This is a genomic window from Ideonella alba, from assembly GCF_018069875.1.
GTDB lineage: Bacteria > Pseudomonadota > Gammaproteobacteria > Burkholderiales > Burkholderiaceae_C > Ideonella > Ideonella alba.
The window spans coordinates 162,996-187,657 of the sequence record NZ_JAGQDF010000005.1 but is presented as its reverse complement, the minus strand read 5'-3'; the positions used below and the strand labels follow the sequence as shown (position 1 = coordinate 187,657).

General features: G+C 70.8%; 21 protein-coding genes. 9 read left to right on the top strand and 12 right to left on the bottom strand.

The features are described 5' to 3' along the window. The first annotated feature begins 41 nt into the window (after positions 1-41). Positions 42-2,057, top strand: coding sequence for a putative bifunctional diguanylate cyclase/phosphodiesterase (locus KAK07_RS10440; RefSeq protein WP_210860622.1), 2,016 nt, complete (start codon positions 42-44; stop codon positions 2,055-2,057). Here the strand turns inward: KAK07_RS10440 and KAK07_RS10435 are convergent. From KAK07_RS10435 to KAK07_RS10410, 6 genes are read right to left on the bottom strand one after another with little or no spacing between them, the layout of a single operon-like run. Next, complete coding sequence (locus KAK07_RS10435) at positions 2,047-2,445, bottom strand: RidA family protein (RefSeq protein ID WP_210860620.1); 399 nt, start codon at positions 2,443-2,445, stop codon at positions 2,047-2,049. The two genes, KAK07_RS10440 and KAK07_RS10435, sit on opposite strands and share 11 nt — an antisense overlap. Continuing rightward, on the bottom strand, positions 2,442-4,058 hold the full coding sequence (locus tag KAK07_RS10430; protein ID WP_210860618.1) for an AMP-binding protein: 1,617 nt from the start codon (positions 4,056-4,058) through the stop codon (positions 2,442-2,444). The genes KAK07_RS10435 and KAK07_RS10430 overlap by 4 nt, the downstream gene beginning before the upstream one ends. Further along, entirely contained in the window at positions 4,055-5,221 is a 1,167-nt protein-coding gene (locus KAK07_RS10425; RefSeq protein ID WP_210860616.1) for an acyl-CoA dehydrogenase family protein, read from the bottom strand. The genes KAK07_RS10430 and KAK07_RS10425 overlap by 4 nt, the downstream gene beginning before the upstream one ends. A gap of 3 nt (positions 5,222-5,224) precedes the next feature. Further along, on the bottom strand, positions 5,225-6,088 hold the full coding sequence (locus tag KAK07_RS10420; protein ID WP_210855674.1) for an enoyl-CoA hydratase family protein: 864 nt from the start codon (positions 6,086-6,088) through the stop codon (positions 5,225-5,227). 10 nt (positions 6,089-6,098) lie between these two features. After that, positions 6,099-6,854, bottom strand: coding sequence for an SDR family NAD(P)-dependent oxidoreductase (locus KAK07_RS10415; RefSeq protein WP_210860615.1), 756 nt, complete (start codon positions 6,852-6,854; stop codon positions 6,099-6,101). Continuing rightward, complete coding sequence (locus KAK07_RS10410) at positions 6,854-9,211, bottom strand: bifunctional salicylyl-CoA 5-hydroxylase/oxidoreductase (RefSeq protein WP_210860614.1); 2,358 nt, start codon at positions 9,209-9,211, stop codon at positions 6,854-6,856. The genes KAK07_RS10415 and KAK07_RS10410 overlap by 1 nt, the downstream gene beginning before the upstream one ends. An 86-nt stretch (positions 9,212-9,297) precedes the next feature. Here KAK07_RS10410 and KAK07_RS10405 point away from each other — a divergent pair, with 86 nt between their 5' ends. The 6 genes from KAK07_RS10405 (at position 9,298) to KAK07_RS10380 (ending at position 16,712) form a co-directional block, all read left to right on the top strand. After that, positions 9,298-9,792: a MarR family winged helix-turn-helix transcriptional regulator gene (locus tag KAK07_RS10405; protein WP_210855668.1), complete on the top strand. Its 495-nt coding sequence runs from the start codon at positions 9,298-9,300 to the stop codon at positions 9,790-9,792. A 59-nt stretch (positions 9,793-9,851) separates the two neighbouring features. Continuing rightward, complete coding sequence (gene kynB, locus KAK07_RS10400) at positions 9,852-10,472, top strand: arylformamidase (RefSeq protein ID WP_210860613.1); 621 nt, start codon at positions 9,852-9,854, stop codon at positions 10,470-10,472. A 16-nt stretch (positions 10,473-10,488) separates the two neighbouring features. Further along, positions 10,489-11,787, top strand: coding sequence for a kynureninase (gene kynU / locus KAK07_RS10395; RefSeq protein WP_210860612.1), 1,299 nt, complete (start codon positions 10,489-10,491; stop codon positions 11,785-11,787). Then, positions 11,784-12,653: a tryptophan 2,3-dioxygenase gene (gene kynA, locus KAK07_RS10390; RefSeq protein ID WP_210855662.1), complete on the top strand. Its 870-nt coding sequence runs from the start codon at positions 11,784-11,786 to the stop codon at positions 12,651-12,653. The genes kynU and kynA overlap by 4 nt, the downstream gene beginning before the upstream one ends. A 115-nt stretch (positions 12,654-12,768) precedes the next feature. Further along, positions 12,769-14,823, top strand: a complete 2,055-nt coding sequence (locus KAK07_RS10385) for a putative bifunctional diguanylate cyclase/phosphodiesterase (RefSeq protein WP_210860611.1) — start codon at positions 12,769-12,771, stop codon at positions 14,821-14,823. Positions 14,824-14,903: 80 nt separating this feature from the next. Further along, entirely contained in the window at positions 14,904-16,712 is a 1,809-nt protein-coding gene (locus KAK07_RS10380) for an aminopeptidase P family protein (protein WP_210860610.1), read from the top strand. Between the two features lie 106 nt (positions 16,713-16,818). On the opposite strand, the gene KAK07_RS10375 is transcribed toward KAK07_RS10380, so the two are convergent. From KAK07_RS10375 to msrB, 4 genes are read right to left on the bottom strand one after another with little or no spacing between them, the layout of a single operon-like run. Continuing rightward, positions 16,819-17,616: a peptidylprolyl isomerase gene (locus tag KAK07_RS10375; RefSeq protein WP_210855656.1), complete on the bottom strand. Its 798-nt coding sequence runs from the start codon at positions 17,614-17,616 to the stop codon at positions 16,819-16,821. Positions 17,617-17,637: 21 nt separating this feature from the next. Next, a complete protein-coding gene (locus tag KAK07_RS10370) occupies positions 17,638-17,934 on the bottom strand; it encodes a BolA family protein (RefSeq protein WP_210860609.1) in 297 nt (98 codons plus the stop codon). Beyond that, the gene (locus KAK07_RS10365) at positions 17,918-18,568 is read right to left on the bottom strand and encodes a septation protein A (RefSeq protein WP_210855653.1); all 651 of its coding nucleotides are present in this window, start codon (positions 18,566-18,568) and stop codon (positions 17,918-17,920) included. Before KAK07_RS10365 ends, KAK07_RS10370 begins: the two co-directional genes overlap by 17 nt. After that, entirely contained in the window at positions 18,568-18,996 is a 429-nt protein-coding gene (msrB, locus tag KAK07_RS10360; RefSeq protein WP_210855650.1) for a peptide-methionine (R)-S-oxide reductase MsrB, read from the bottom strand. The genes KAK07_RS10365 and msrB overlap by 1 nt, the downstream gene beginning before the upstream one ends. A gap of 150 nt (positions 18,997-19,146) precedes the next feature. Here msrB and KAK07_RS10355 point away from each other — a divergent pair, with 150 nt between their 5' ends. Continuing rightward, positions 19,147-20,796, top strand: coding sequence for a 3-(methylthio)propionyl-CoA ligase (locus tag KAK07_RS10355; protein ID WP_210855648.1), 1,650 nt, complete (start codon positions 19,147-19,149; stop codon positions 20,794-20,796). A gap of 76 nt (positions 20,797-20,872) precedes the next feature. On the opposite strand, the gene KAK07_RS10350 is transcribed toward KAK07_RS10355, so the two are convergent. Together KAK07_RS10350 and pedF are read right to left on the bottom strand one after the other, a co-directional pair. Further along, positions 20,873-21,727: a substrate-binding periplasmic protein gene (locus KAK07_RS10350; protein ID WP_210860608.1), complete on the bottom strand. Its 855-nt coding sequence runs from the start codon at positions 21,725-21,727 to the stop codon at positions 20,873-20,875. Further along, positions 21,727-22,212 carry a cytochrome c-550 PedF gene (gene pedF / locus KAK07_RS10345; protein WP_210855644.1) on the bottom strand — a complete coding sequence of 162 codons (486 nt, stop codon included), beginning with the start codon at positions 22,210-22,212 and terminating at the stop codon, positions 21,727-21,729. The genes KAK07_RS10350 and pedF overlap by 1 nt, the downstream gene beginning before the upstream one ends. 278 nt (positions 22,213-22,490) lie before the next feature. Between pedF and KAK07_RS10340 the strand changes: the two genes are divergently transcribed. Beyond that, positions 22,491-24,602 (top strand): sigma-54-dependent Fis family transcriptional regulator, encoded by a 2,112-nt coding sequence (locus tag KAK07_RS10340; protein ID WP_210855642.1) that lies wholly within the window; start codon positions 22,491-22,493, stop codon positions 24,600-24,602. The last annotated feature ends 60 nt before the right edge of the window (positions 24,603-24,662 follow it).

Below are 24,662 nucleotides of genomic sequence, written 5' to 3'. Positions count from 1 at the left end.
CGCGCCCTACAGCCCCGGTCCGCACAACCGATACTCGCTTGATGAAGTGGCCGATCCAGTCGATCCGGGGCACGGTGCTGCTGGGCATCGTGGCGGGCGTGCTGCTGCCGGCCTTGCTGCTGCTGGCGCTGGACCAGTGGCAGTCGCGCGATGCGCTGCGCCAGCAGGCGCAGCGTGACCGCTCGGCGACGCTGACGCTGGCCGCCACCCGCCTGACGCTGCCGGCCTGGTCGCTGGACGTGTCGGCGCTGCACGCCATCCAGGGTGAGCTGCTGCGGCTGCCGGCGGTGTGTGTGGTCGAGGTCTCCGAGCTGCAACCCCCGGGCACCGAAGGCCATGGCGTGCCGCCGCTGGTTCGCGAGCAGGGTTGCCAGGCCGACACCGTCGCCGCCTGGCTGGACACCGAGCTGACCTACGAGGGCCAGCACGTGGGTCGCCTGCGCGTGGGCTTCGACGACAGCGAGATCGAACGGCAGCTGGCCCAGCGCCGCGCCTCGCTGGCCACGCTGGTGGCGATCCAGGTGCTGGTGGGCATGGCGGTGCTGGCGGCCGTGCTGTCGGCGCGGCTGCTGCGGCCGATCGGCCGTCTGAAGGCGCAGGCCGGGCAACTCGCCGCGCGGGAACCCTTGCCGCCGCAGGAATGGTCGACCAACGATGAGCTCGGCCAGCTCGGGCAGCACCTCAACACCGTGCATGCACAGATCCGCAGCCTGATCGAGGAGCTGGAGGGCAAGAACGAGCAGCTGCACCGCATGGCCATGTTCGACCACCTGACGGGCCTGCCCAACCGCACGCTGATGCGCGAGCTGTTCGCCCGCGAGGCGGCCCGGGCGCGCCGGGTGGGCGGCCAGCTGGGTCTGATGTTCATCGACCTGGACCACTTCAAGCAGGTCAACGACCGCTGGGGGCATGCCGCCGGCGACGAGTTGCTGGTGCACGCCGCTGCCCGCATCCGCTCGGCCCTGCGCGAATCGGACCTGGTCTGCCGCGTCAGCGGCGACGAGTTCATGGCGCTGTTCGACACCCAGCGCGACAGCCAGACCGCCACGCTGGCCGCGCAGCGCGTGGTGGCGGCACTGGCGCAGCCGCTGCACCTGCCTGCGGCCGACGAGCCGGTGCGTGTGGGCGCCAGCATCGGCTACGCGCTGTTCCCGCACGACGGCGAGGACTTCGAGGCGCTGTGCCGTGCCGCCGATGTGGCGATGTACCGCAGCAAGGAGCAGGGCCGCGGCCGCGGCACCGCCTACCACGCCGACATGGACGCGCTGCTGCGCCAGCGGATGGACCTGGAGCGCGCGCTGCGCACCGCCATCGACCAGCAGCAGCTGCGCCTGCACTACCAGCCGGTGGTCGATGCGCGCACCGGCCAGGTGGTCGGCGGCGAAGCGCTGGTGCGCTGGCAGCACCCTGAGCGCGGGCTGCTGATGCCCGATGCCTTCATCGGCGTGGCCGAGAGCTCGGGCCTGGTGCGCCCGCTGGGGGCCTGGGTGCTGCGTGCCGCGGCGGCGCAGCTGGCACGCTGGCATGCCATGGGCCTGGGCGGGCTGCAGATCTCGATCAACGTCTCGGCACTGCAGTTGCGCGAGGCGGAGTTCGTCGAGTCGGTGCGCACCGAGATCGATCGCTACGGTCTTCGCCCGGGCAGCCTGACGCTGGAACTGACCGAGAGCACGCTGCTCGACGACAGCGAGGGCGCGCTGCGGGCGGTCGCCGCACTGCGCCACAGCGGGGTGATGCTGGCGGTGGACGACTTCGGCACCGGCTACTCCTCACTGGCTGCGCTGAAGCTGGTGCGACCCGACCGCTTGAAGATCGACCGCGGCTTCGTGCGTGACCTGCCGGCAGCGGCCGACGACGCGGCGCTGATCGAGGCAATGTTCGGCATGGCCCGAGCGCTGGAGATCGAGGTCATCGCCGAGGGCGTGGAAACCGCGGCCCAGCGCGACTGGCTGGCGATGCGCGGCGGCCACCTGCAACAGGGCTGGCTGTGGTCGAAGGCGGTACCGCCGGAGGACTTCGTCGCGGCGGTCGAGCAGCACCGCCGGGCTAGCCGATGACGGCAGTCACCTCGATCTCCACCTTGGCCCGGTTCTCGATCAGGGCGGCCACCTGCACCGCGGTCATCGCGATGCCGAACTCGCGGCCCAGCACCTCGCGGTAGGCGCGGCCGATGTCGACGGCGCGGGCCAGGTAGTCGCGCTTGTCGGTCAGGTACCAGGTCATGCGGCAGATGTGTTCGGGGCCGGCGCCGGCCTCGGCCAGCAGCGCACGCACGTTCAGCAGCGCCTGGCGCACCTGGTCGACCAGGTCATCGCTCTCGAAGACGCTGTCGGCGTTCCAGCCGATCTGGCCGGCCACGAAGATGGTGCGGCCGCTGGCGGCCACGCCGTTCGCATAGCCCTTGGGCGCCGCCCAGCCCACGGGTTGCAGCACGGTCTTGCTCATTGCGGATCCTTCAGCTTGAAGCGTTGCAGCTTGCCGGTCTGGGTGCGCGGCAGGCTGGCGCGGAACTCCACGGCCCGCGGGTACTTGTAGGGGGCGATCGACTGCTTGACGTGGTCCTGCAGCGCCTGGGCCATCTCGGCACTCTCGACCTGGCCAGGCCGCAGCACCACATAGGCCTTGACGATCTGGCCGCGCTCGTCGTCGGGCACGCCGATCACCGCGCATTCGGCCACCGCCGGGTGCAGCATCAGCGCCTCTTCCACCTCGGGGCTGGCGATGTTGTAGCCGGCCGAGATGATCATGTCGTCGGTGCGCGCCTGGTAGAAGAAGTAGCCGTCGGCGTCCATCAGGTAGGCGTCGCCGGTGAGGTTCCAGCCGTCCTTGACATAGCCGGCCTGACGCTCGTCATCCAGGTAGCGGCAACCGGTGGGGCCCTGCACCGCCAGCTTGCCCACCACGCCGGGCGGGCAGGTGCGGCCGGCCTCGTCGATCACCTTGGCGCGGTAGCCGGGGATCGCGCGGCCGGTGGCGCCGGGGCGGCTGTGGGCCTCATCGGCCGAGATGAAGATGTGCAGCATCTCGGTGGCGCCGATGCCGTCGATCAGCTCGATGCCGGTGGCCTCCTTCCACTGCGCGCGGGTGGCCGCGGGCAGCGCCTCGCCGGCCGACACGCACTGGCGCAGCGGCGTCTTGCGCAGCTCGTGGCCGCGGGCCGCCAGCGTGCGGTAGGAGGTGGGCGCGGTGAACAGCGTGCTGGCGCCAAAGGCCTGGATGGCCTCCAGCAGCTGCGGCGGCCCGGCCTTCTCCAGCAGCACCGTGCTGGCACCCACCGTCATCGGGAACAGCAGCAGGCCGCCCAGGCCGAAGGTGAAAGCCAGCGGCGGGCTGCCGATGAAGACGTCGTCGGGCTGCGGACGCAGGATGTGGCGCGGGAAGCAGGCGCAGGCGGCCATCACGTCGCGGTGGAAATGCATCGTCGCCTTGGGCACGCCGGTGGTGCCCGAGGTGAAGGCGAAGATGCAGCAATCGTCGGCCGCGGTGTCCACGTTGTCGAAGTGGCCGCTGTGGCGCGCCATGGCCGCTTCCAGCCCATCGGGGCTGTCCGCGTTGAAGTGGCGCACCGCGCGCAGCACCGGCACCTCGGGCCGGGCCAGCGCCAGCTCCTCGGCCAGTTGGGCGTCGCACAGCGCATGCGTGACCTGGCCCTTGTCGATGATGGCCTTGAGCTCCTTGGCGCGAAGCAGGGGCATCGTCGCCACCGCGATGCCGCCGGCCTTGATGACGCCGAACCAGCAGGCCGCCAGCATCGGGTTGTTCGGCGCACGCAGCAGCACACGGTTGCCCGGCACCAGGCCCATGTCCTGGACCAGCACCTGGGCAATGCGGTTGGACTTGTCCTGCAGGTCGGCGTAGGTCCAGACCAGGCCCCCCGGGGCACGGATCACCACCCGGTCTCCGCGGCCTTCGGCCACGTGACGGTCGAGCAGCTCGGTGGCGCAGTTCAGGCGCTCGGGAAACTGCAGCTCGGGCAGCTCGAACAGGAAGGCGGGCTGCGCCTCGGGCGCGGGCAGGTGGTCGCGCGCAAACGTGTCGACATGGCCGCTGCGGATCATGCACTCACCTCCTTCAGCAGTTCGCGGGCGATGATGAGTTGCTGCACCTCGGTCGCCCCTTCGTAGATGCGCAGCGAGCGGATCTCGCGGTACAGGCGTTCCACCGGCTGCTCGCTGACCACGCCCAGCCCGCCCCACAGCTGCACCGCGGCGTCGATCACCTGCTGCGCGCCTTCGGTGGCCACCATCTTGGCCATCGCGGCCTCGCGGGTGACGTTGCGGCCCTGATCGCGCTGCCAGGCGGCGCGGTAGGTCAGCAGCGCGGCCGAGTCGATGGTGGTGGCCATCTGGGCCAGCCTGGCCTGGGTCAGCTGGAAGTCGGCCAGCACGCCGCCGAACATCCGACGCGTGGTGGCCCGCTGCAGGCCTTCGTCCAGCGCCCGACGGGCAAAGCCCAGCGCCGCCGCCGCCACCGAAGTGCGGAACACGTCCAGCGTGCGCATCGCCACCTTGAAGCCCTCGTCCGGGGCGCCGATGCGGGCACTGGCCGGCACGCGGCAGGCCGTGAAGCGCAGCCGCGCCAGCGGGTGCGGCGCGATGACGTCGATGCGCTCGGCGATCTCGAAGCCGGGCGTGCCGGCCGGCACGATGAAGGCACTGATGCCTCGCGCGCCGGGCGCCTCGCCGGTGCGGGCGAAGACCACATAGACATCGGCGATGCCGCCATTGCTGATCCAGGTCTTCTCGCCGTCGATCACATAGTGGTCGCCATCCGCACGGGCAGCGCAGGCCAGCGCCGCCACATCGGAGCCGGCCTCGGACTCGGACAGCGCGAAGGCGCTGATCGCCTCGCCGGCGGCCACCTTCGGCAGCCAGGCGGCGCGCTGCTCGGCCGAGCCGGCCAGGCTGATCGCGCCGGAGCCCAGGCCCTGCATCGCGAAGGCGAAGTCGGCCAGCCCGGCGTGGCGCGCCAGCGTCTCCCGGATCAGGCAGATGCTGCGGGTGTCGATCACCTCGGCGGCCCCGCCATGCGAGGTGCCGCCCACGGCATGGCGCAGCCAGCCCGCGGCGCCCAGCGATCGCACCAGCGCGCGGCATTCGGCGTCGACATCCGGGCCATGCGCGTGCGCGAGGTTCACCTGCGCCCAGCGGTCCAGCTCGCGCGCCAGCTGGCGGTGGCGGTCCTCCAGGAACGGCCAGTCTAGGTAGGCGGTGTCGGCCATGGTTCAGTTCCCCTGGAAAACCGGCTTCTGCTTCGCGGCAAAGGCCTCGTAGGCGCGCCGGAAGTCGTTGGTCAGCATGCACAGCGCCTGGGCCTGGGCCTCGGCCTCGATCGCCTGGTCCACGGTCATCGCCCACTCCTGGTGGAGCATGGTCTTGGTGATGCCATTGGCGAAGGTGGGGCCCTCGCACAGGCTGGCGGCCAGCGCCTGGGCGTCGGCCAGCAGCGCCTCGGGCGCCACCAGGCGGTTCAGCCAGCCCCAGCGTTCGCCTTCCTCGCCGCCCAGTGCGCGGCCGCTGTAGAGCAGCTCGCTGGCGCGGCCCTGGCCGACGATGCGCGGCAGGATGGCGCAGGCCCCCATGTCGCAGCCCGCCAGGCCCACCCGGTTGAACAGGAAGGCGGTCTTGCTGCGCGCGGTGCCCAGGCGCAGGTCCGAGGCCATCGCCATGATCGCGCCGGCGCCCGCGCAGACGCCGTCGAGCGCCGCGACGATGGGCTGCGGGCAGGCGCGCATCGCCGCCACCAGGTCGCCGGTCATGCGCGTGAACATCAGCAGCTCGGGCGCGGCCAGGCGCACCAGCGGACCGATGATCTCGTGCACATCGCCGCCCGAACAGAAGTTGTCGCCCGCACCCGCCAGCACCACCGCGTGGATGTCACTGGCGTACTTCAGCGCCCGGAACAGGTCGCGCAGCTCGGCATAGCTCTCGAAGGTCAGCGGGTTCTTGCGCTCGGGGCGGTTGAGCGTGATGGTGGCCACGGCGCCCTGCACGTCCCAGCGGAAGTGGGTGGCGGCGTAACCGGCCAGTGCGCGGCGGTTGCCGGCGAGCAGGCCGGGGTCGATGTCGGTGGAGGTCGTGTTGCTCATGGTCGGTCTTTCACATGACTTCGCCGCCGCTGACGGAGATGCATTGGCCGGTGATCGCGCTGGCGCCGTCTCCCAGCAGCCAGCGCACCGCGTCGGCCACTTCGGCGGGCTGCACCAGGCGGCGCTGCGGGTTGCTGGCGGCGAACTCGGCGCGCGCCTGCTCGGGCGTGCGGCCGGTCTTGGCCACCACGTTGGCCACGCTCTCCAGCAGGATGTCGGTCTCGGTGTAGCCGGGGCACACCGCGTTGACGGTGATGCCGGTGGGCGCCAGCTCCAGCGCCATCGAGCGCGTCAGGCCCACCACGCCGTGCTTGGCGGCGGTGTAGGCGGCGACATAGGCATAGCCACGCTGGCCGGCGGTGCTGGCGATGTTGACGATGCGCCCCTGGCCGGCAAGGCGCAGGTCGGCCAGCGCAGCACGGCTGCACAGGAAGCTGCCGGTCAGGTTGACCGCCAGCATGCGCTGCCACAGCTCGGTGGAGGTGCGGTGCAGCGGCGCACTCTCGGCCTGGCCGGCGTTGTTGACCAGGCCCCAGACCGGGCCCAGTGCCGCGCGGGCGCCGTCGAACGCCGCCTGCACCTGGGCCTCGTCGGCCACGTCGGCCGCGGCGCAGTGATGGCGGCCGGGCAGCGTGGCGGCCAGCGCCTGCAGGCTGTCCAGCCGGCGGCCGAGCAGCGTGAGCCGGTGGCCGTCGGCAGCCAGCGTCCGCGCGATCGCCGCGCCGATGCCGCGCGCCGCGCCGGTGATGACGATGTGCTGGCTCATCACTTCTGCGCCTGCGCCGCGCGCAGCGCCAGCGCTTCCATCTGCGACTTGCCCGACACCAGCTGCTTTGGCCAGGCGATCGGCGTGTGGCCGATGCGCGCCGCCTCGGCCAGCGTCCACGCCGGGTTGGCCAGGTGCGGGCGGCCCACGGCGCACAGGTCGGCGCGGCCGGCGGCGATGATCGAATTGACGTGGTCGGCTTCGCTGATCGCGCCCACCGCCATCGTGGCGATGCCCGCCTCCTGGCGGATGCGGTCGGCGAACGGCGTCTGGTACATGCGGCCGTAGGTGGGCTTCTGGTCGGGCGAGACCTGGCCGGAGGACACGTCGATCAGGTCGGCCCCCGCCGCCTTGAAGGCGCGCGCCACCTCCACCGCATCGGCCGGCGTGAGGCCGCCATCCACCCAGTCGTGGGCCGAGATGCGCACCGACATCGGCCGGTCCGCCGGCCAGGCGCCGCGCACCGCCGCACACACCTCCAGCGGATAGCGCAGCCGGTTGGCCAGCGAGCCGCCGTACTCGTCGTCGCGGTGGTTGGTCAGCGGTGAGATGAAGCTGGACAGCAGGTAACCGTGCGCGCAGTGCAGTTCCAGCCAGTCGAAGCCGGCCTCGGCGGCGCGGCCGGCGGCGGCGATGAAGTCGGTCTTCACGCGGTCCATGTCGGCGCGGCTCATCGCGCGCGGCACCTGGCCATCGGGCAGGTAGGGCCGGGCGCTGGCGGCCAGCAGGCCCCAGTTCCCGTCGGGCAGCGACCGGTCCATGCCAGCGCCCTGCCAGGGCACGCAGGTCGAGCCCTTGGGGCCGGCGTGGCCGATCTGCACGCCGATCGCAGCGTCGCTGTTCGCATGCACCCACTGCACGATGCGACCCCAGGCCTGCGCCTGGGCGTCGTTCCACAGGCCCGGGCAGCCGGGGGTGATGCGCGCCTCGGGGCTGGTGCAGGTCATCTCGGCCATCACCAGCGCGGCGCCGCCCAGGGCGCGGGCGCCCAGGTGGACCAGGTGGTAGTCGCCCACCACGCCGTCCACCGCGCTGTACTGGGCCATCGGCGAGACCACCACGCGGTTCTTCAGCCGCAGGTCGCGCACGCGCCACGGCGTGAACATCGGCGGCACGGGCTTCAGCGCCGCTGGCTGCAGCGTTGCCGGCTGCGCGGCGCCGCCCGCCAGTGCCGCCTGGGCGCGCTCGGCGAACCAGCGCTCGTAGCCTTCCAGCCAGCCGGCATCGCGCAGGCGCAGGTTCTCGTGGCTGATGCGCTGGCTGCGCGTCAGCATCGAGTACATGAACTGCTCGGGCTCGAGCTGGTCGCAGTAGCGCGCACCGCAGACCTCGAACCATTCCATCGCGTTCCAGGCGGCGTTCTGGATGCGCAGGGTCTCGATGCTGCGCGCCGCCTGGTAGCTGGCCAGCACCGCGCCGATCTGCGCGGGGTCGTCGCCCAGCAGCTTGAACTGCCGCACCAGCTCGATCGCATCCTCCAGCGCCAGCTTGGTGCCCGAGCCGATCGCGAAATGCGCGGTGTGCACGGCGTCGCCCATCAGCACGACGTGGCTGCCGTGGCGGTTCTTCAGCCACCACTGCTCGCAGACCACGCGCTGGAAGTTCAGCCACGCCGAGCCGCGCAGGTGGCGCGCGTTGCTCAGCAGCTTCTCGCCCTGCAGGTTGTCGGCGAACAGGCGCTCGCAGAAGGCGATCGAGTCGGCCGGGTCGGCCTTGTCCAGGCCGTGCGCCAGCCAGACGTGTTCGGGGCACTCGACGATGAAGGTGCTGGTCGTGTCGTCGAACTTGTAGATGTGGGCCTGGAACCAGCCGTGCTCGGTGCGCTGGAAATCAAAGGTGAAGGCGTCGTAGAGGCGCTGGGTGCCCAGCCAGATGTAGCGGTTGGGGCGCACCACGATGTCGGGGCGGAAGACCTCGGCGTACTGGCTGCGCACCCGGGAATTGATGCCGTCGCTGGCGATGACCAGGTCGGCGTCGGGGTAGTCGAGGTCGGACTCGGCCTCGGTCTCGAACACCAGCTCCACCCCCAGCGCCTCGCAGCGCGCCTGCAGGATGTTGAGCAGCTTCTTGCGGCCGATGCCCACGAAGCCATGGCCGCCGGAGCGGATCGTGCGGCCCTTGAACAGCAGCTCGATGTCGTCCCAGTGGTTGAAGGCCTGCTGGATCTCGTCGGCGGTCACCGCGTCCCACTGGCGCATGTTGTCCATCGTGGCATCGGAGAAGACCACGCCCCAGCCGAAGGTGTCGTAGGGCCGGTTGCGCTCGACCACCTGGATCTGGTGCGCCGGGTTGAGCTGCTTCATCAGCAGTGCGAAGTACAGGCCGGCGGGGCCGCCGCCGATGCAGACGATCTTCATGCGCTCGTTCCTCCGAATGCGGGTTTTAGTTTAGTCCTAAAGCTTTAGAACTGAAGTAAATTAAAACCCTGAGAGGTCTGCCACCCATGAAGAACCCTGCCCTCGACGAGCACCAGATCGGCCTGGAAGCCCGTGCCGACGCCGACGACCACCTGGCCGTGCGCACCTGGCTGCGCCTGCTGTCGCTGACCACCCAGGTGGAGCAGGAGATCCGCACCCGGCTGCGCGAGCGCTTCGGCACCACGCTGGCGCGCTTCGACTACCTGGCCCAGCTGGAACGCCACCCCGACGGCCTGCGCATGAGCGCGCTGTCGCGCTACCTGATGGTGACCGGTGGCAACGTCACCGGCCTGACCACGCAGCTGGAGGGCGAGGGCCTGGTGGAGCGCCAGCCCGACCCCGAGGACGGCCGGTCCTGGCGCGTGCGGCTGAGCGAGCAGGGCCGACGCGACTTCGCCGCGATGGCGGTGGAGCATGAGCAATGGGTGCGCGCGCTGTTCGACGGCGTGCCGGTGCGCGACCAGCAGCGCCTCTACGAGTTGCTGGGCCAGTTGCGCCACCACCTGGCGCGCCCGGCCTGAGCCGCCGTTGGAAATAACCGACACCACGCCGCCCCGAATCGCCTTAGCGTGCCGCCCCCATGAGCCTGATCGACATCTCGCCCACCGTCCATGCCGCCGCCCCGATCTTCCCCGGCGACGAGCCCTATGCCCTGCGCTGGACCGCCCGCCTGGGCTCCGGCTGCCCGGTCAACCTGAGCGCGCTGACGCTGTCGCCGCACATCGGCGCGCACGCCGACGCGCCGCTGCACTACGCCCACGATGCGCCTGCGATCGACCAGGTGCCGCTGGACGCGTACCTCGGCCCCTGCCGGGTGATCCACGCCATCGGCTGCGGACCGCTCGTCACCATCGAACACATGCGCCACGCCGAATCCGGCCTGCCGCCGCGTGTGCTGGTGCGCACCTGCGAGCGCGCCGACACGGTCTGGAACCCCGACTTCAGTGCCTATGCCCCCGAGGCGCTGGCCTGGCTGGCCGAACGCGGCGTGCGGCTGGTGGGCATCGACACGCCCTCGGTGGACCCGGCCGACAGCAAGACCCTGGACGCCCACCAGGTGCTGCGCCGCCATGACCTGCGGGTGCTGGAGAACCTGGTGCTCGACGCCGTGCCCGCGGGCGACTACGAACTGATCGCTCTGCCGCTGAAGCTGGCCGGCGCCTGCGCCTCGCCGGTGCGTGCCGTGCTGCGGCCCCTGTGACCCTGGAGACCTGCCGATGACCGAACCGATCACCCGCGCCACCTGCGCCGCGCACGATGCGGCCGACCCGCTGGCCCCGCTGCGCGCCCAGTTCGCGCTGCCCGAGGGCGTCAACTACCTGGACGGCAACTCGCTGGGCGTGCTGCCGGCGGCCACCGCTGCACGCGTGCAGCAGGTGGTGACCGAAGAATGGGGCAGCGGCCTGATCCGCAGCTGGAACACCGCCGGCTGGATCACCCTGCCGCAGCGCGTGGGCGACAAGATCGGCCGCCTGGTGGGGGCGAAGTCCGGCGAGCTGGTGGTGGCCGATTCCACCTCGGTCAACCTGTTCAAGGTGCTCAGCGCCGCCGCGCAGATCGCCCGTACCGACGACCCGGCGCGCACGGTGATCGTCTCCGAGCGCAGCAACTTCCCCACCGACCTCTACATCGCCGAGTCGGTGGCGGCGCAGCACGGCATGACGCTGGAGCTGCTGGACATCGACGCCATCCCGGCGCGCCTGGGCCCCGACGTGGCGGTGCTGATGCTCACCCAGGTCAACTACCGCAGCGGCCGCATGGCCGACATGGCCGCCGTCACCGCCCAGGCGCACGCCGCCGGCGCGCTGATGCTGTGGGACCTGGCGCACTCGGCCGGCGCGGTGCCGGTGGACCTCAACGGCGCCAACGCCGACTTCGCCGTGGGCTGCGGCTACAAGTACCTCAACGGCGGCCCCGGCGCCCCCGCGTTCTGCTGGGTGCACCCGCGCCACGCCGAGCGCTTCTGGCAGCCGCTGTCGGGCTGGATGGGCCACGCCGCGCCCTTCGTCTTCGAGCCCGGCTACCGGCCGGCGCCGGGCATCGGCCGCTTCCTCTGCGGCACGCCGCCGATCATCGGCATGAGCGCGCTGGAGTGCGGCGTCGACACCCTGCTGGCGGCCGAGCCGCTGGGCGGCATGGCGGCGCTGCGCGCCAAGTCGGTGGCGCTGTCCGAGCTGTTCATCGCGCTGGTGCGCCAGCGCCTGGGCGGCAGCGGCCTGACGATCCACACGCCGCTGGACGCCGCGCAGCGCGGCAGCCAGGTCTCGCTGGGCGTGTCCCCGGACGGCTCGATCGACGGCTACGCGGTGATGCAGGCCCTGATCGACCGCGGCGTGATCGGCGACTACCGCGCCGGCGACGGCACGGCCGCCGAGCCCCACCTGCTGCGCTTCGGCTTCACGCCGCTGTACACCCGTTTCGTCGACGTCTACGACGCCATCGACGCGCTGGCCGACATCCTGGCCCGCGCCAGCTGGCGCGAGGCCCGCTTCATGCACAAGGGAGCCGTGACATGACCTGCCCGTACCACAGCGAACCGGCCGCGCCGCGCGGCGAAGCCATCGTCGCCACCGAGGGCGCGCAGCTCGATTTCGCCGGCGACATGAGCTATGGCGACTACCTGCAGCTCGACGCCGTGCTGAACGCGCAGAAGCCGCTGTCGCCCGACCACAACGAGATGCTCTTCATCGTCCAGCACCAGACCTCGGAGCTGTGGATGAAGCTGATGCTGCACGAGCTGCGTGCGGCCGTCGGCGCGATCGCCCGTGACGAGCTGCCCCCCGCCTTCAAGATGCTGGCGCGGGTCTCGAAGATCATGGAGCAGCTGGTGCACGCCTGGGACGTGCTGGCAACGATGACGCCCCCGGAGTACTCGGCGATCCGCCCGTATCTGGGCCACTCCAGCGGCTTCCAGAGCTGGCAGTACCGCTGCATCGAGTTCTCGCTGGGCAACAAGAACGCGGCCATGCTCAAGCCGCACGCCCACCGGCCGGACCTGCTGGCCATCGTCGAAACCGCCTGGCGCGCCCCGGGCCTGTACGACGAGGCGCTGCGGCTGCTGGCCCGGCGCGGCCTCCCGGTTCCCGCCAGCCACCTGGAGCGCGACTGGACCCTGCCCTACAGCCCGTCGGACGCGGTGGAGCAGGCCTGGCTGACGGTCTACCGCGACCCGTCCGCCCACTGGGATCTGTACCAGCTGGGCGAGGAGCTGACCGACCTGGAGGACGCCTTCCGCCTGTGGCGCTTCCGCCACCTGACCACCGTCGAGCGGGTGATCGGCTTCAAGCGCGGCACCGGTGGCACCGGCGGCATCAGCTACCTGCGCCAGATGCTGGACACCGTGCTGTTCCCGGAAATCTGGCGCTTGCGCACCGAACTGTGACCGCGTCCCCGGACTGTGGCTGAATTCAGCCGCTGATCCGGGCGTACGGTCGCCCAGACTGGGCTATGCTTTCCGCAGAGGACGGCCGAAGCAGTTGTGCGGCCGTCCACACTGCATGGACACACCAGGCCCCCACCAGGATCGAGCGAGCGCCTGCGGCATCGACACCGTTCAGGCGCCGCTGAGCGTGCACAGCTCCGCGCTGGACGCCTTCGAGCGCCTGGGTCACCCCATCTGGCTCTACGACTTCGATCGCCAGCGTGTGGCCTGGGCCAATGCGGCCGGCCTGACGCTCTGGCGCGCCGAGTCGCTGCAGGAACTGTGCTCACGCGCCCTGGGCGCCGACATGTCGCCCGCGGTCGACAAGCGCCTGCGCCAGTACCAGCGCGACATCGAGGCCGAACCCACCCGGGAGTTCCAGGAGATCTGGACCCTGCACCCGCGGGGCGTGCCCGTGACGGTGCAGATCCGCTTCAGCGGCATGCGCCTGGAGGACGGGCAACTGGCCTGCCTGTGCGAATCCTTGCCCATGCCCACGCTGGATGTGGACACCCTGCGCAGCGCCGACGCCCTGATGCACACCTCGGTGCAGATCACCCTGTACGACAGCTCGGGGGCCGCGCTCTACCGCAACCCGGCAGCACGTGCCACCACCGCGGCACCGCACCAGACCATGGACCAGCACCTGGTGTCGGCAGCCGACCAGCTGACCCTGCGCGAGGCCCTGAGCAGCCGCGGCGAGCACCAGATGGTGGCCCAGGTGCAGACCATCCATGGCCGGCGCTGGCACGACCTGACGGCCCGCCGCTGCCTGGACGCGGTGACCGGCCGCGAGGCCTGGCTGGTCAGCGAGACCGATGTCAGCGCGGTCAAGGCCGCGCAGCGCCAGGCGCAGCGACTGGCCGAGCGCGACCCCCTGACCAACCTGCCCAACCGCAACCACGTCAACCTGCAGTTTCCGGCGCTGCTGGAAGAGATCCGCAGCATCGGCCGCCAGGCGGCGATGATCTTTCTGGACCTGGACCGTTTCAAGCACGTCAACGACTCGCTGGGCCACGAGGCCGGTGACCGCCTGCTGATCGAGGTCGCGCGCCGCCTGCGCCACACCCTGCGCGCGGGCGACCAGGTGGTGCGCCTGAGCGGCGACGAGTTCCTGATCCTGGTCAGTGACGACGATGTGGTCACCCATGTGCGCCGCCTGGGCCTGCGCCTGCGCGAGGCGGTGTCGCAGGTGATCCGCCTGGGCAGCACCTCGGTGCGGGTCACGCCCAGCCTGGGCGTCAGCCTGTTCCCGGCCGATGGCGACGACGTGGCCACCCTGATGCGCAACGCCGACATGGCGATGTACCGCGCCAAGCGGCTGGGCGGTGACCAGATGGCCTTCTACTCCGCCGACCTGGCGGTCGAGGCCGGCCGGCGCCTGACGCTGGAGAGCGAGCTGCTGCAGGCCTTTGACCGCGGTGAGTTCGTCGTCCACTACCAACCGCGGCTGGACGCGGGCACGCGCCAGGTGGTCGGCGCCGAAGCCTTGGTGCGCTGGCGCCACCCCACCCGCGGGTTGGTGCTGCCTGGCGAGTTCATCCCGATCTGCGAGGACACCGGGCTGATCCTGCCGCTGGGCCGCTGGGTGCTCGAGCAGGCCGCGCGCCAGGCGGCGCTGTGGCACCAGCGTGGCCACGCGCTGACGGTGTCGGTCAACTTCTCGGCCCGGCAGATCCAGTCCCAGGCCCTGGTCGAGACCATGGACCAGGTGCTGCTGGATTCCGGCTGCCCGCCGCAGGCGCTGGAGATGGAGATCACCGAGTCGCTGCTGCTGGGCGAGGACGCGGCGATGCTGGGCCAGCTCGACGCGCTGAACCGCCGCGGCCTGCGCATCGCGATCGACGACTTCGGGACCGGCTACTCCAACCTCGCCTACCTCGAGCGGTTCCCGCTGGACTGCCTGAAGATCGACCGCAGCTTCGTCAACCAGCTGGAAACCCGCCCCGCGATCGCCGAGTTGATCATCTCGATGTGCAAGGTGCTGGAGCTGCAGATCGTGGCCGAGGGCGTCGAGACCACCGGCCAGCTCGACTGGCTGCGTGCCCAGGGCTGCCACCACTACCAGGGCTTCCTGAGCAGTCCGGCGGTGCCGGCCGACCGCTTCGAGACCCTGCTGGCGCCGGCTTGAGCGCGCCCTCCTAGAATCGCCGTTTTGCCCCCGGAGGCGGCCCCACCCGGGCCCGACCTCCCCGACCGCGGAGCCTCACCATGGACACCCGAACCTCGCCCGCTCGCCTGCGCATCGACCGCCTGCGCGAACACCTCGCCCGCCTGGGCCTGCAAGCCGCGCTGGTCCCCTCCAGCGACCCGCACCTCAGCGAATACCTGCCGGAGCACTGGCAGGGGCGGGCCTGGTTCTCGGGCTTCACCGGCTCGATGGGCACGCTGGTGGTGACGCTGCGCGAGGCCGCGCTGTTCGCCGATGCGCGCTACTGGGAACAGGCCGAGACCGAGCTGGCCGGCAGCGGCATCGTGCTCGAGAAGATCCCCACCGGCACCTCGGCGAATCATCTTGAATGGATCCGCACGCACCTGCAGCGCGGCGAGGCCCTGGGCGTCGATGCCCAGGTGCTGGGCCTGGCCGACGCCAAGGCGCTGCGCGAGGTCTGCGACGAGGCCGGCATCACGCTGCGCACCGACACCGACCCGCTGGCCGGCGCCTGGCCCGAGCGGCCGGGCCTGCCCTCGGCGCCGGTGTATGAGCACCCGGCATCGTTCGCGCCGGTGTCGCGTGCTGACAAGCTGGCCCGGGTGCGCGCCGACATGGGCACGCTGGGCGCCAGCCACCACCTGGTGTCCACCGTTGACGACATCGCCTGGATCACCAACCTGCGCGGCTCGGACGTCGAGTACAACCCGATCCTGCTGGCCCACCTGCTGATCGCGCCGGCCCGCGCCACGCTGTTTGTCGGTGCCGGCAAGGTGGCGCCGGAGCTGGCCGACCAGCTGGCGGCCGACGGCGTGCTGCTGGCCGACTATGGCCAGGCCGCCGCCCAGATCGCCGCGCTGCCGCCCGAGGCCGTGCTGCTGGTCGACCCCAAGCGCGTCACGCTGGGCCTGCGCGAGGCGGTGCCGGCCCCCGTGCGGGTCATCGAGGCGATCAATCCCAGCACCCTGGCCAAGGGCCGCAAGACCGAGGCCGAGATCGCCCAGGTCCGTGAGGCCATGGCCGAGGACGGCGCCGCGATGTGCGCCTTCTACGCCTGGTTCGAGGCGGCGATGGCACGGGGCGAGCGCATCACCGAGCTGACGGTGGACGAGAAGCTCAGTGCCGAGCGCGCCAAGCGTGCGAATTTCGTCGGACTGAGTTTCTCCACGATCGCCGGCTTCAATGCCAACGGCGCGATGCCGCACTACCGTGCGCTGCCCGAATCGCATGCGGTGATCGAGGGCCACGGCCTGCTGCTGATCGACTCCGGTGGCCAGTACCTGGGCGGCACCACCGACATCACCCGCGTCTGGCCGATTGGCACGGTGACAGCCGACCATCGCCGCGACTTCACCCGCGTGCTGCAGGGCATGATGAACCTGTCGCGGGCCCGCTTCCCGGCCGGCACGCCAGGCCCGATGCTCGACACCCTGGCCCGGGCGCCGCTGTGGGCTGAGAGCTGCGAGTACTTCCACGGCACCGGCCACGGCGTGGGCTACTTCCTCAATGTGCACGAGGGCCCGCAGACCATCAGCAAGGCCGTGGTCGCGCCCCAGATGGCGATGCGCGCCGGCATGATCACCTCCAACGAGCCCGGCATCTACCGCCCGGGGCGCTGGGGCGTGCGCATCGAGAATCTGCTGCTGACGGTGCCCGCACCGGCCAGCGAGTTCGGCGAGTTCCTGCAGTTCGAGACCCTGACGCTGTGCCCGATCGACACCCGCCTGGTCGAGCCGGCCCTGATGCGCGCCGATGAGATCGCCTGGCTCAACGCCTACCACGCCACCGTGCGCGAGCGCCTGGCGCCGCGCGTCAGTGGTGACGCGCTGGCCTGGCTGCTCGCCCGCACCGAGCCGCTGGCGGCCTGAGGCCCCCCTGAGTGACACGGGCCGCCCGGTGGGCGGCCCACAATGACATAGGCCGCCCGGTGGGCGGCCTGTGCTGTCACGCGGCGCCAGCGGGCGCCGGCGTGGCTTATTCCTGCGAGAACTTGTAGTCGGTCTTCGCGGCCTTGCGCAGCTGGTCCTGGTAGGCCTGCAGCTTGACCTGCGAGGCGCGTTGCATCAGCTGGGCCTTGACGTCCTCGAAGGCCGGGAACTGGGCTTCGCGGGTGTCTTCCAGGCGGATGATGTGCCAGCCGAACTGCGACTTCACCGGCTCGGCGGTCATCTCGCCCTTCTTCAGCGCCATCATGGCCTTGCCGAACTCGGGCACGTAGGTGTCGGGCTTGGCGAAGTCCAGGTCGCCGCCGTTCTCGGCCGAGCCCGGGTCCTTGGAGTTCTTCTTGGCCACGTCCTCGAACTTCGCGCCGCCCTTGATCTCGGCGATCAGGCGCTTGGCGTCGTCTTCCTTCTCGACCAGGATGTGGCGGGCGCGGTACTCGGTGCCCGACTGCTGGGCCTTGACGCGGTCGTATTCGGCCTTGGCATCGGCCTCGCTGGGCGGGTTCTTCTTCTGGAAGTCGGCGAACAGCTCGCGGATCAGCACGCTCTGGCGGGCCAGTTCCATCTGTGCCTTGAACTCGGCGCTGGCGGCGACGCCGCGCTTCTCGGCTTCCTGGGCGTAGATCTCGCGCAGCACCACCTCGTCGCGGGCGCGCGATTCCATCTCGGGCGGCACCGGCTGGCCGGCACGGGCGGCCTGTTGCAGCAGCGTGGTCAGGCGGGCCTTGGGCACGGCCTTGCCATTGACGATGGCCACGTTCTGCGCCATGGCGGCCAGCGGCAGGATCATGGCCGCAGCGGCCAGCACGACGGAGGACTTGAGTTTCATGTAGCTGGAGAGAAGGGGGGATCAGGAAGAGCCGGGGCCGGCCTCGGCGGGGGTGCGGGCGTCGATGGCCAGGGCGTGGATACCCCGCGGGATCAGCTCGCGCAGGGCATCATACACAAGGCGGTGGCGGGCCAGCCGGCCCAGGCCGTCAAAGCGCGCGCTGACGATCGTCACGTGCAGGTGGCTGCCCTCACGGGCGCCGGCATGGCCGGCGTGGGCGGCGCTGTCGTCACGCACGACCAGCGCGGTGGGCGCCAGTTGCCGGGTCAGCGCGGCGTCGACCTCGTCGGCGCGGACATGCTCAGGCAGTGGGGCCATCGCCGGTGGACTCCTCGGCCGCGGCATCGGGCCAGGCCTTGCTGATCCACACCGTCTGGCCGACGATGAAGGCCACCATCAGCCCGGTGGCGCCAAAGACCTTGAAGTTGACCCAGGTGGGGGTGGACACGGTGTAGGCCACGGCGATGTTGAGCAGGCCCATGGCCACGAAGAACAGGATCCAGGCCCGGTTCAGCGCCGCCCAGGCCGGGGCCGGCAGCCGCAGCTGGCCGCCCAGTGCCAGCGCCAGCAGGTTCTTGCCCAGGGCCGCGCTGCCCCAGTAGACGGCCGCCAGTGCCCAGTACACGCCGGTGGGTTTCCACTTGATGAAGGTCTCGTCGTGGAACCACACGGTCAGCCCGCCCAGCACCGTGACCATGGCCAGCGTGATCCAGGTCATCGGCTCGACGGGCCGGCCCCGCAGGCGCAACCAGGCGACGGTCAGCAGCGTGGCGGCAATCGCCACCAGCGTGGCCAGCAGCATGGGCGCCTGGTCGGGCGTGACCACACCGCCCGAGGTGAGCATGCCCACGTGGCCGGTGGCGAACTCCGCGGCCGCGTCCTTGTGCCCTTCAGCGAACTTGAAGGTGGTGAAGAACAGGATCAGCGGCAGGAAGTCGAGCAGCAGCTTCATCAGGCGGGGTCGGGATCGGTGCCGAAGTGTATCGCCGCCGAGTTGATGCAGAAGCGCTCGCCGGTGGGCGCCGGGCCGTCGTCGAACACGTGGCCCAGGTGGCTGCCGCAGCGGGCGCAGCGCACCTCCACCCGCACCATGCCGTGCGAGCGGTCCACCAGGCGCTCGACGCGCGCCGGGTCGATCGGCTGCCAGTAGCTGGGCCAGCCGCAGCCGGCGTCGAACTTGGTGTCGGAGGCGAACAGCGGCTCCTGGCAGCCGACGCAGCGGTACACGCCGGGCTCCCAGTGGTTCCAGTACAGGCCGGTGAAGGCCCGCTCGGTGGCGGCATGGCGCGCCACCGCGTACTGGGTGGGGTCGAGCTGGCGACGCCATTCCTCGTCGGACTGGCGCACCGGGTACGCAGGATCGTCGTGCGGCTTGGTCATGGCGCGGGCGTGGCAAAAAGCACAGTGTAGGCAGCGGCGCAGTCTCTTGCGCGACGTCAGGACATTGGGGCCTGTCCGGACCGGCAGCGCCCATCCGGCTGCCTATGATGCGCCTTGGAGTATTTCCCCGAGACAGGACAGGAGACCGCCATGAGCGCCTTGATGGGCCAGATGATGAGCATGCCGCTGATGATCTCGTCGCTGCTGAAGCATGCGGCGCGGCACGCGGCCGACACCGAGATCGTCTCCAAGCGCGTGGAGGGCGACATCCACCGCACCACCTGGTCGGCGCTGGAACAGCGGGCCCGCCAACTGGCCCAGGCCTTCGCCCGCCTGGGCTGCCAGCCCGGCGAGCGCATCGCCACGCTGGCCTGGAATGGCTACCGCCACCTGGAGATCTACTACGCCAGCGCCGGCTCGCAGCTGGTCACGCACACCATCAACCCGCGCCTGTTCCCCGAGCAGATCGCCTGGATCGCCAACGACGCGGCCGACGGCGTGCTGTGCTTCGACCTCAGCTTCCTGCCGCTGATCGAGAAGCTGGCCGGTGAACTCAAGACCGTGCGCCATTTCGTGCTGATGACCGACCGCGCCCACATGCCGGCGGCCACCACCGTGCCGAACCTGCTGTGCTACGAGGAACTGGTCGAGGCCGAAGACGGCGACTACCGCTGGCCCGTGTTCGATGAGAACACCGCCTGCACGATCTGCTACACCTCGGGCACCACCGGCAACCCCAAGGGCGCGGTCTACAGCCACCGCTCCACCGTGCTGCACGCCTATGGCGCGGCGTTGCCCGACGCGATGGACTGCTCCAGCCGCGAGGTGATCCTGCCGGTGGTGCCGATGTTCCACGTCAACGCCTGGGGCATCCCCTACACCGCGGCGCTGGTCGGCGCCAAGCTGGTGATGCCCGGACCGCACCTCGACGGCAAGTCGCTCTACGAGCTGTTCGAGGCCGAGAAGGTCAGCTTCTCGGCCGGCGTGCCCACGGTGTGGCTGGGCCTGATCACCTTCATGAAGGCCAACGGCCTGAAGTTCAGCAGCTTCAAGCGCACCGTGATCGGCGGCTCGGCCTGCCCGCCGGCGATGATGAAGACGCTGCAGGAGGACTTCGGCGTCGAGGTGGTGCATGCCTGGGGCATGACCGAGCTGAGCCCGCTGGGCACGCTGTCCAAGCTCAAGAGCAAGCACGACGGCCTGGACCGCGAGGCGCAGCAGCGCCTGCTGGAGAAGCAGGGCCGCGCCATCTATGGCATCGACATGGCCATCATCGACGAGGCCGGCCACGCCCTGCCCTGGGACGGCCAGGCCTCGGGCAACCTGGTGGTCAAGGGCCAGTGGGTCATCAACAGCTACTTCAACCTGCGCGTCTCGCCGCTGGTCGAGGTCGATGGCGAGCCCGGCTGGTTCCCCACCGGCGACGTGGCGACGATCGACGCCGACGGCTTCATGCAGATCACCGACCGCAGCAAGGACGTGATCAAGTCGGGCGGCGAGTGGATCAGCTCGATCGACCTGGAGAACATCGCCATGGCCCATCCGGCCGTGCACGAGGCCGCCGCGATCGCCGCCAAGCACCCGAAGTGGGACGAGCGCCCGCTGCTGGTGGTGGTGCGCAAGCCCGGCGCCACGCTCACGCGCGAGGAGATGCTGGCCTTCTTCGATGGCCGCATCGCCAAGTGGCAGATCCCGGACGACGTGGCCTTCGTCGACGAGATCCCGCACACCGCCACCGGCAAGATGCAGAAGCTCAAGCTGCGCGAGCAGTTCAAGGACTACAAGTTGCCGGGCGTCTGAAGCGGTCCGCACCATGAACAAGGCCCGGCCATGCCGGGCCTTGTCATTGGCTTGCCGATGGCTCGGCCTCAGGGGGTCAGGGCCGGCGCCAGCGCAGCTTGCCCGCGGCAAAGATGCGGCTGAGCTCGCCGTTGTCGGCCAGCGTGTTCACCGCGGCCTGCAGCGCCTGCGCCAGATCGGTGGACGCGGCCTTGACCGCCATGCCCACCGCCCAGCCGTCCTTCATGCGCGGCAGCGGCAGCGGCTCGATCGCGAAGCGCTCGTCGCCACCCAGCGTCGATTCCAGCTCGCTCAGGTGACCGGCGGCGGCCACCACCTCGCCACGCGCCAGCGCCTGCGCCGCCTCTACGCCGTCGGCGTACTTGGTGCGCAGGCTGTCGCGGTAGCGGCCGCCCTCGGCTCCGATCAGCAGCCAGCCGGCCAGCGACTGGCCCGGCACGGCCACCGCCTTGCCCAGCAGCGGGTCGAGCGAGTCCAGGTTGGGCAGCGCCTTCAGGTCGCGCGCCACCATCACCCGCTCGCGCCAGTACGGCGCCAGGATCTTGACCTGCGGGCTCTTGTCCATCAACGGCCGATCCACCGGCACGTGCAGCATCACGTCGGCCGGGCCGAAGCCCAGGTAATGGCCTTTCCAGACCATGTTGCGCAGGTCATCGCCCATGTCCTCGCCGGCCTGGAAGGGCAGCAGCGAGAGCTTCAGGCCCAGCGCCGCGGCCAGCGCACCGGCCAGGTCGACCTCGATGCCGCGGCCGGCCACGTGGAACGGCGGCAGGTCCTGGTAGACGCCGACGATCAGGCTGCCGCGGGCACGCAGGCGCTCCAGCGCCGGGGCTTCCTGGGCGCGCAGGGGCGCGGCGGCCGACAGCGTGGCGGCGGCCGAAGCCGCCAGCCAGTCGCGCCGGGTCAGGCGGGTCGGAAGATGGCGGCTCATCAGAGCGGCTTCTCGCGGCGGCTTTCCAGGTAGGACTTGATCGCCCAGATGGCTTCCTGGTTCAGCACGCCCTCGAACGGGGGCATGTAGACCGCGCCGTTGCGCGTGCGGCCGCGGCGCACGGTGGTGGTCATGTACTCGTCGACGTCCTTCACGCAGGCCGCCTTCTTGGCCGGCACCGCCAGCGTGGCGCACTCGTTGTCCAGCTTGCGCAGGTCCGGCGCGATGCCGCCGGAGATGGCCTCCAGGCCATGGCAGCGGGCGCAGTTCTGGTTGTAGGCCGAGGTGCCGATGCGGATCGCGATGTCGTTGCCCCGGAAGGGGTTCTCGCTGCGCCACTCGCTGCCCAGCTGCGGCAGTTCATGCGTGTCGACGGCCTGCGGCGTGACGTCGCCATGGGCCCAGGCGCCGGCCGCAGCCAGCGAGAGGACACAGGCCAGCAGCGTGCGTGAGGGGGTGCGGGGGCGGAAGGTGGGGCGGAACATGGGGCCTGTCTCCTGGATTGGCATGGGGCTGCGGAATAGCCCTGAGGGGGCGGGGGTCAGGCATCAAATCTGCAAAGCGTGTGCCACCAGCCCGTCACCGCCCGCCAGACCCCCTTCAGGGGCCCGGTCATCGGGGTGATCCCCAGGAAGATGCTGCAATCTGACGCGATATGACGCATCAGACCGGAATCGGACCCACGGTGACAGGCAAAACTGTTAGATTTCAGAGCACACCAAGAATGTCCAGCGTGTCACACACGCTGGTGGAGACAAGGCCCATGAGCGGTTACTACCCCCCTGCCAGCGGCGGCCGACAGCGTCGCGGCCTGGAATCCGCCGCCCGCACGGCGACGGCGACCCGCAGCACCAGCCGCAACCCGGCCCACGAGTCGGCGATCGAGCACTCCCACGAGCGCTGCGCCGCCCTCGGTCTGTCGCGCATCGAGCGCCCTGACCACTCGCCGGTGGGCCGCAGCGACCTGACCGTCGCGCGCGAGCGCAACCTGCGGCTGTACTCCCACGCCGCGCCGGTGATGGAGATGCTCTTCGAGCAGATCATCAACTCCGAGAGCATGGTGGTGCTGACCGACGCCACAGGCACCATCCTGCACTCGATCGGCGACGACGAGTTCCTCGGCCGCGCCGCCAAGGTGGCGCTGGCGCCCGGGGCCAACTGGTCGGAGTCCAGCAAGGGCACGAATGCGGTGGGCACGGCGCTGATCGACGAAGTGCCCACGCTGGTCCACGCGGACGAGCACTTCATGCACGCCAACCATTTCCTGACCTGCTCGGCGGCGCCCATCCTGGACCCGCGCGGCAACATCCTGGGCGTGCTGGACGTGTCGGGCGACCAGCGCAGCTACCACCAGCACACGATGGCGCTGGTGAAGATGTCGGCGCGCATGATCGAGAACCACTGGCTGACCGACGACTACCGCAACGTCATGCGCCTGCACCTGCACAGCCGGGTGGAGTTCATCGGCACGCTGATGGAAGGCATCCTGGCCGTGGCGCCGGACGGCAAGATCGTCGGCGCCAACCGCGGCGCGCTGGAACAGCTGGGCCTGTCGGGTGCGGCGCTGCGCATGCACAGCCTGGGCTCGCTGTTCGGCACCTCGGTGGGCACGCTGGTCGACCGCTTCCGCTCGCCACTGGCGCTGCCCATGCAGGTGGAAACCAGCGACGGGCGGCCCTTCCATGTCTATGCGCGCTTCAACTGGCCGGTCTGGACCAGCGTGACCGAAGCCGCGCAGACCTCGCCCCCGCTGGGCACCAGCACCGACACCACCAAGCCGGCCCTGCCGGAAATGGCTGCCCCGCCCACCCCCGCGATGCCGGCCACTGGCACCGGCCTGAAGCAGTTGCTCACCGGCGACGCCCAGATCGAGACCGTGGTGGGCAAGATCCGCCGGGTCCTCAACCGCGACATCCCGGTGCTGATCCTGGGCGAGACCGGCACCGGCAAGGAACTGCTGGCGCGGGCGATCCACCAGGATTCCGAGCGCGCCCGCCAGCCCTTCGTGGCGGTGAACTGCGCCTCCATCCCCGACACCCTGATCGAGGCCGAGCTGTTCGGCTACGAGGAAGGCGCCTTCACCGGCGCACGCCGCAAGGGCTCGGTGGGCAAGATCGTGCAGGCCAACGGCGGCACGCTGTTCCTCGACGAGATCGGCGACATGCCGATCGGCCTGCAGGCCCACCTGCTGCGCGTGCTGCAGGAGCGCCAGGTGACGCCGCTGGGCAGCACCAAGTCGGTCTCGGTGGATGTGGCCATCATCTGCGCCACCCACCGCAACCTGCGCGAGATGATCGCCGCCCAGCAGTTCCGCGAGGACCTGTACTACCGGCTCAACGGTCTGGCCGTGCGCCTGCCCGCGCTGCGCGAGCGCACGGACCTGCTGGCCCTGGTGCAACGCATCCTGGACCAGCAGAGCCCGCAGCGCCGCCTCAGCCTGGCACCCGATGTGCTGCGCCTGTTCCAGTCCTGCGACTGGCCGGGCAACGTGCGCCAGCTGTTCAATGTGCTGCGCACCGCGGCCGTGATGGCGGCCGGTGACAGCGTGATCACGCGCGACCACCTGTCGGACGATTTCATCGACGACGCCCAGCGCGGTTGGGCGCGGCGCGCCCATGCCGAGGTGCCGGCGGCTTCGCCCGCCGTCGCCCTGGCGGCGGCACCGGCGCCGGCCGAGCCGGCGCCCGCCTTGTCCGCGCCACCAGCCCCGGCCGCGCCGGCGGCTGCCAGCGCCGGCCCGCGCTCGCTGCAGGACCTGGAACTCGAGGCCATCCGCCAGGCCGTCGAGCAGGCCGGCGGCAACATCTCCGAGGCGTCCAAGCGCCTGGGCATCAGCCGCAACACGATCTACCGCAAGCTGCGCTGGCAGAGCTGAGCGGCCGCCGCCGCACCCGGCAACGCCGCGGCGCCCCGGGCCTCCCTGTCCCCGCAGGGC

Coding starts and splice junctions, on each gene's coding strand:
- KAK07_RS10440 (WP_210860622.1), top strand. CDS start 42: ATGAAGTGGCCGATCCAGTCGATCCGGGGCACGGTGCTGCTGGGCATC.
- KAK07_RS10435 (WP_210860620.1), bottom strand. CDS start 2,445: ATGAGCAAGACCGTGCTGCAACCCGTGGGCTGGGCGGCGCCCAAGGGC.
- KAK07_RS10430 (WP_210860618.1), bottom strand. CDS start 4,058: ATGATCCGCAGCGGCCATGTCGACACGTTTGCGCGCGACCACCTGCCC.
- KAK07_RS10425 (WP_210860616.1), bottom strand. CDS start 5,221: ATGGCCGACACCGCCTACCTAGACTGGCCGTTCCTGGAGGACCGCCAC.
- KAK07_RS10420 (WP_210855674.1), bottom strand. CDS start 6,088: ATGAGCAACACGACCTCCACCGACATCGACCCCGGCCTGCTCGCCGGC.
- KAK07_RS10415 (WP_210860615.1), bottom strand. CDS start 6,854: ATGAGCCAGCACATCGTCATCACCGGCGCGGCGCGCGGCATCGGCGCG.
- KAK07_RS10410 (WP_210860614.1), bottom strand. CDS start 9,211: ATGAAGATCGTCTGCATCGGCGGCGGCCCCGCCGGCCTGTACTTCGCA.
- KAK07_RS10405 (WP_210855668.1), top strand. CDS start 9,298: ATGAAGAACCCTGCCCTCGACGAGCACCAGATCGGCCTGGAAGCCCGT.
- kynB (WP_210860613.1), top strand. CDS start 9,852: ATGAGCCTGATCGACATCTCGCCCACCGTCCATGCCGCCGCCCCGATC.
- kynU (WP_210860612.1), top strand. CDS start 10,489: ATGACCGAACCGATCACCCGCGCCACCTGCGCCGCGCACGATGCGGCC.
- kynA (WP_210855662.1), top strand. CDS start 11,784: ATGACCTGCCCGTACCACAGCGAACCGGCCGCGCCGCGCGGCGAAGCC.
- KAK07_RS10385 (WP_210860611.1), top strand. CDS start 12,769: ATGGACACACCAGGCCCCCACCAGGATCGAGCGAGCGCCTGCGGCATC.
- KAK07_RS10380 (WP_210860610.1), top strand. CDS start 14,904: ATGGACACCCGAACCTCGCCCGCTCGCCTGCGCATCGACCGCCTGCGC.
- KAK07_RS10375 (WP_210855656.1), bottom strand. CDS start 17,616: ATGAAACTCAAGTCCTCCGTCGTGCTGGCCGCTGCGGCCATGATCCTG.
- KAK07_RS10370 (WP_210860609.1), bottom strand. CDS start 17,934: ATGGCCCCACTGCCTGAGCATGTCCGCGCCGACGAGGTCGACGCCGCG.
- KAK07_RS10365 (WP_210855653.1), bottom strand. CDS start 18,568: ATGAAGCTGCTGCTCGACTTCCTGCCGCTGATCCTGTTCTTCACCACC.
- msrB (WP_210855650.1), bottom strand. CDS start 18,996: ATGACCAAGCCGCACGACGATCCTGCGTACCCGGTGCGCCAGTCCGAC.
- KAK07_RS10355 (WP_210855648.1), top strand. CDS start 19,147: ATGAGCGCCTTGATGGGCCAGATGATGAGCATGCCGCTGATGATCTCG.
- KAK07_RS10350 (WP_210860608.1), bottom strand. CDS start 21,727: ATGAGCCGCCATCTTCCGACCCGCCTGACCCGGCGCGACTGGCTGGCG.
- pedF (WP_210855644.1), bottom strand. CDS start 22,212: ATGTTCCGCCCCACCTTCCGCCCCCGCACCCCCTCACGCACGCTGCTG.
- KAK07_RS10340 (WP_210855642.1), top strand. CDS start 22,491: ATGAGCGGTTACTACCCCCCTGCCAGCGGCGGCCGACAGCGTCGCGGC.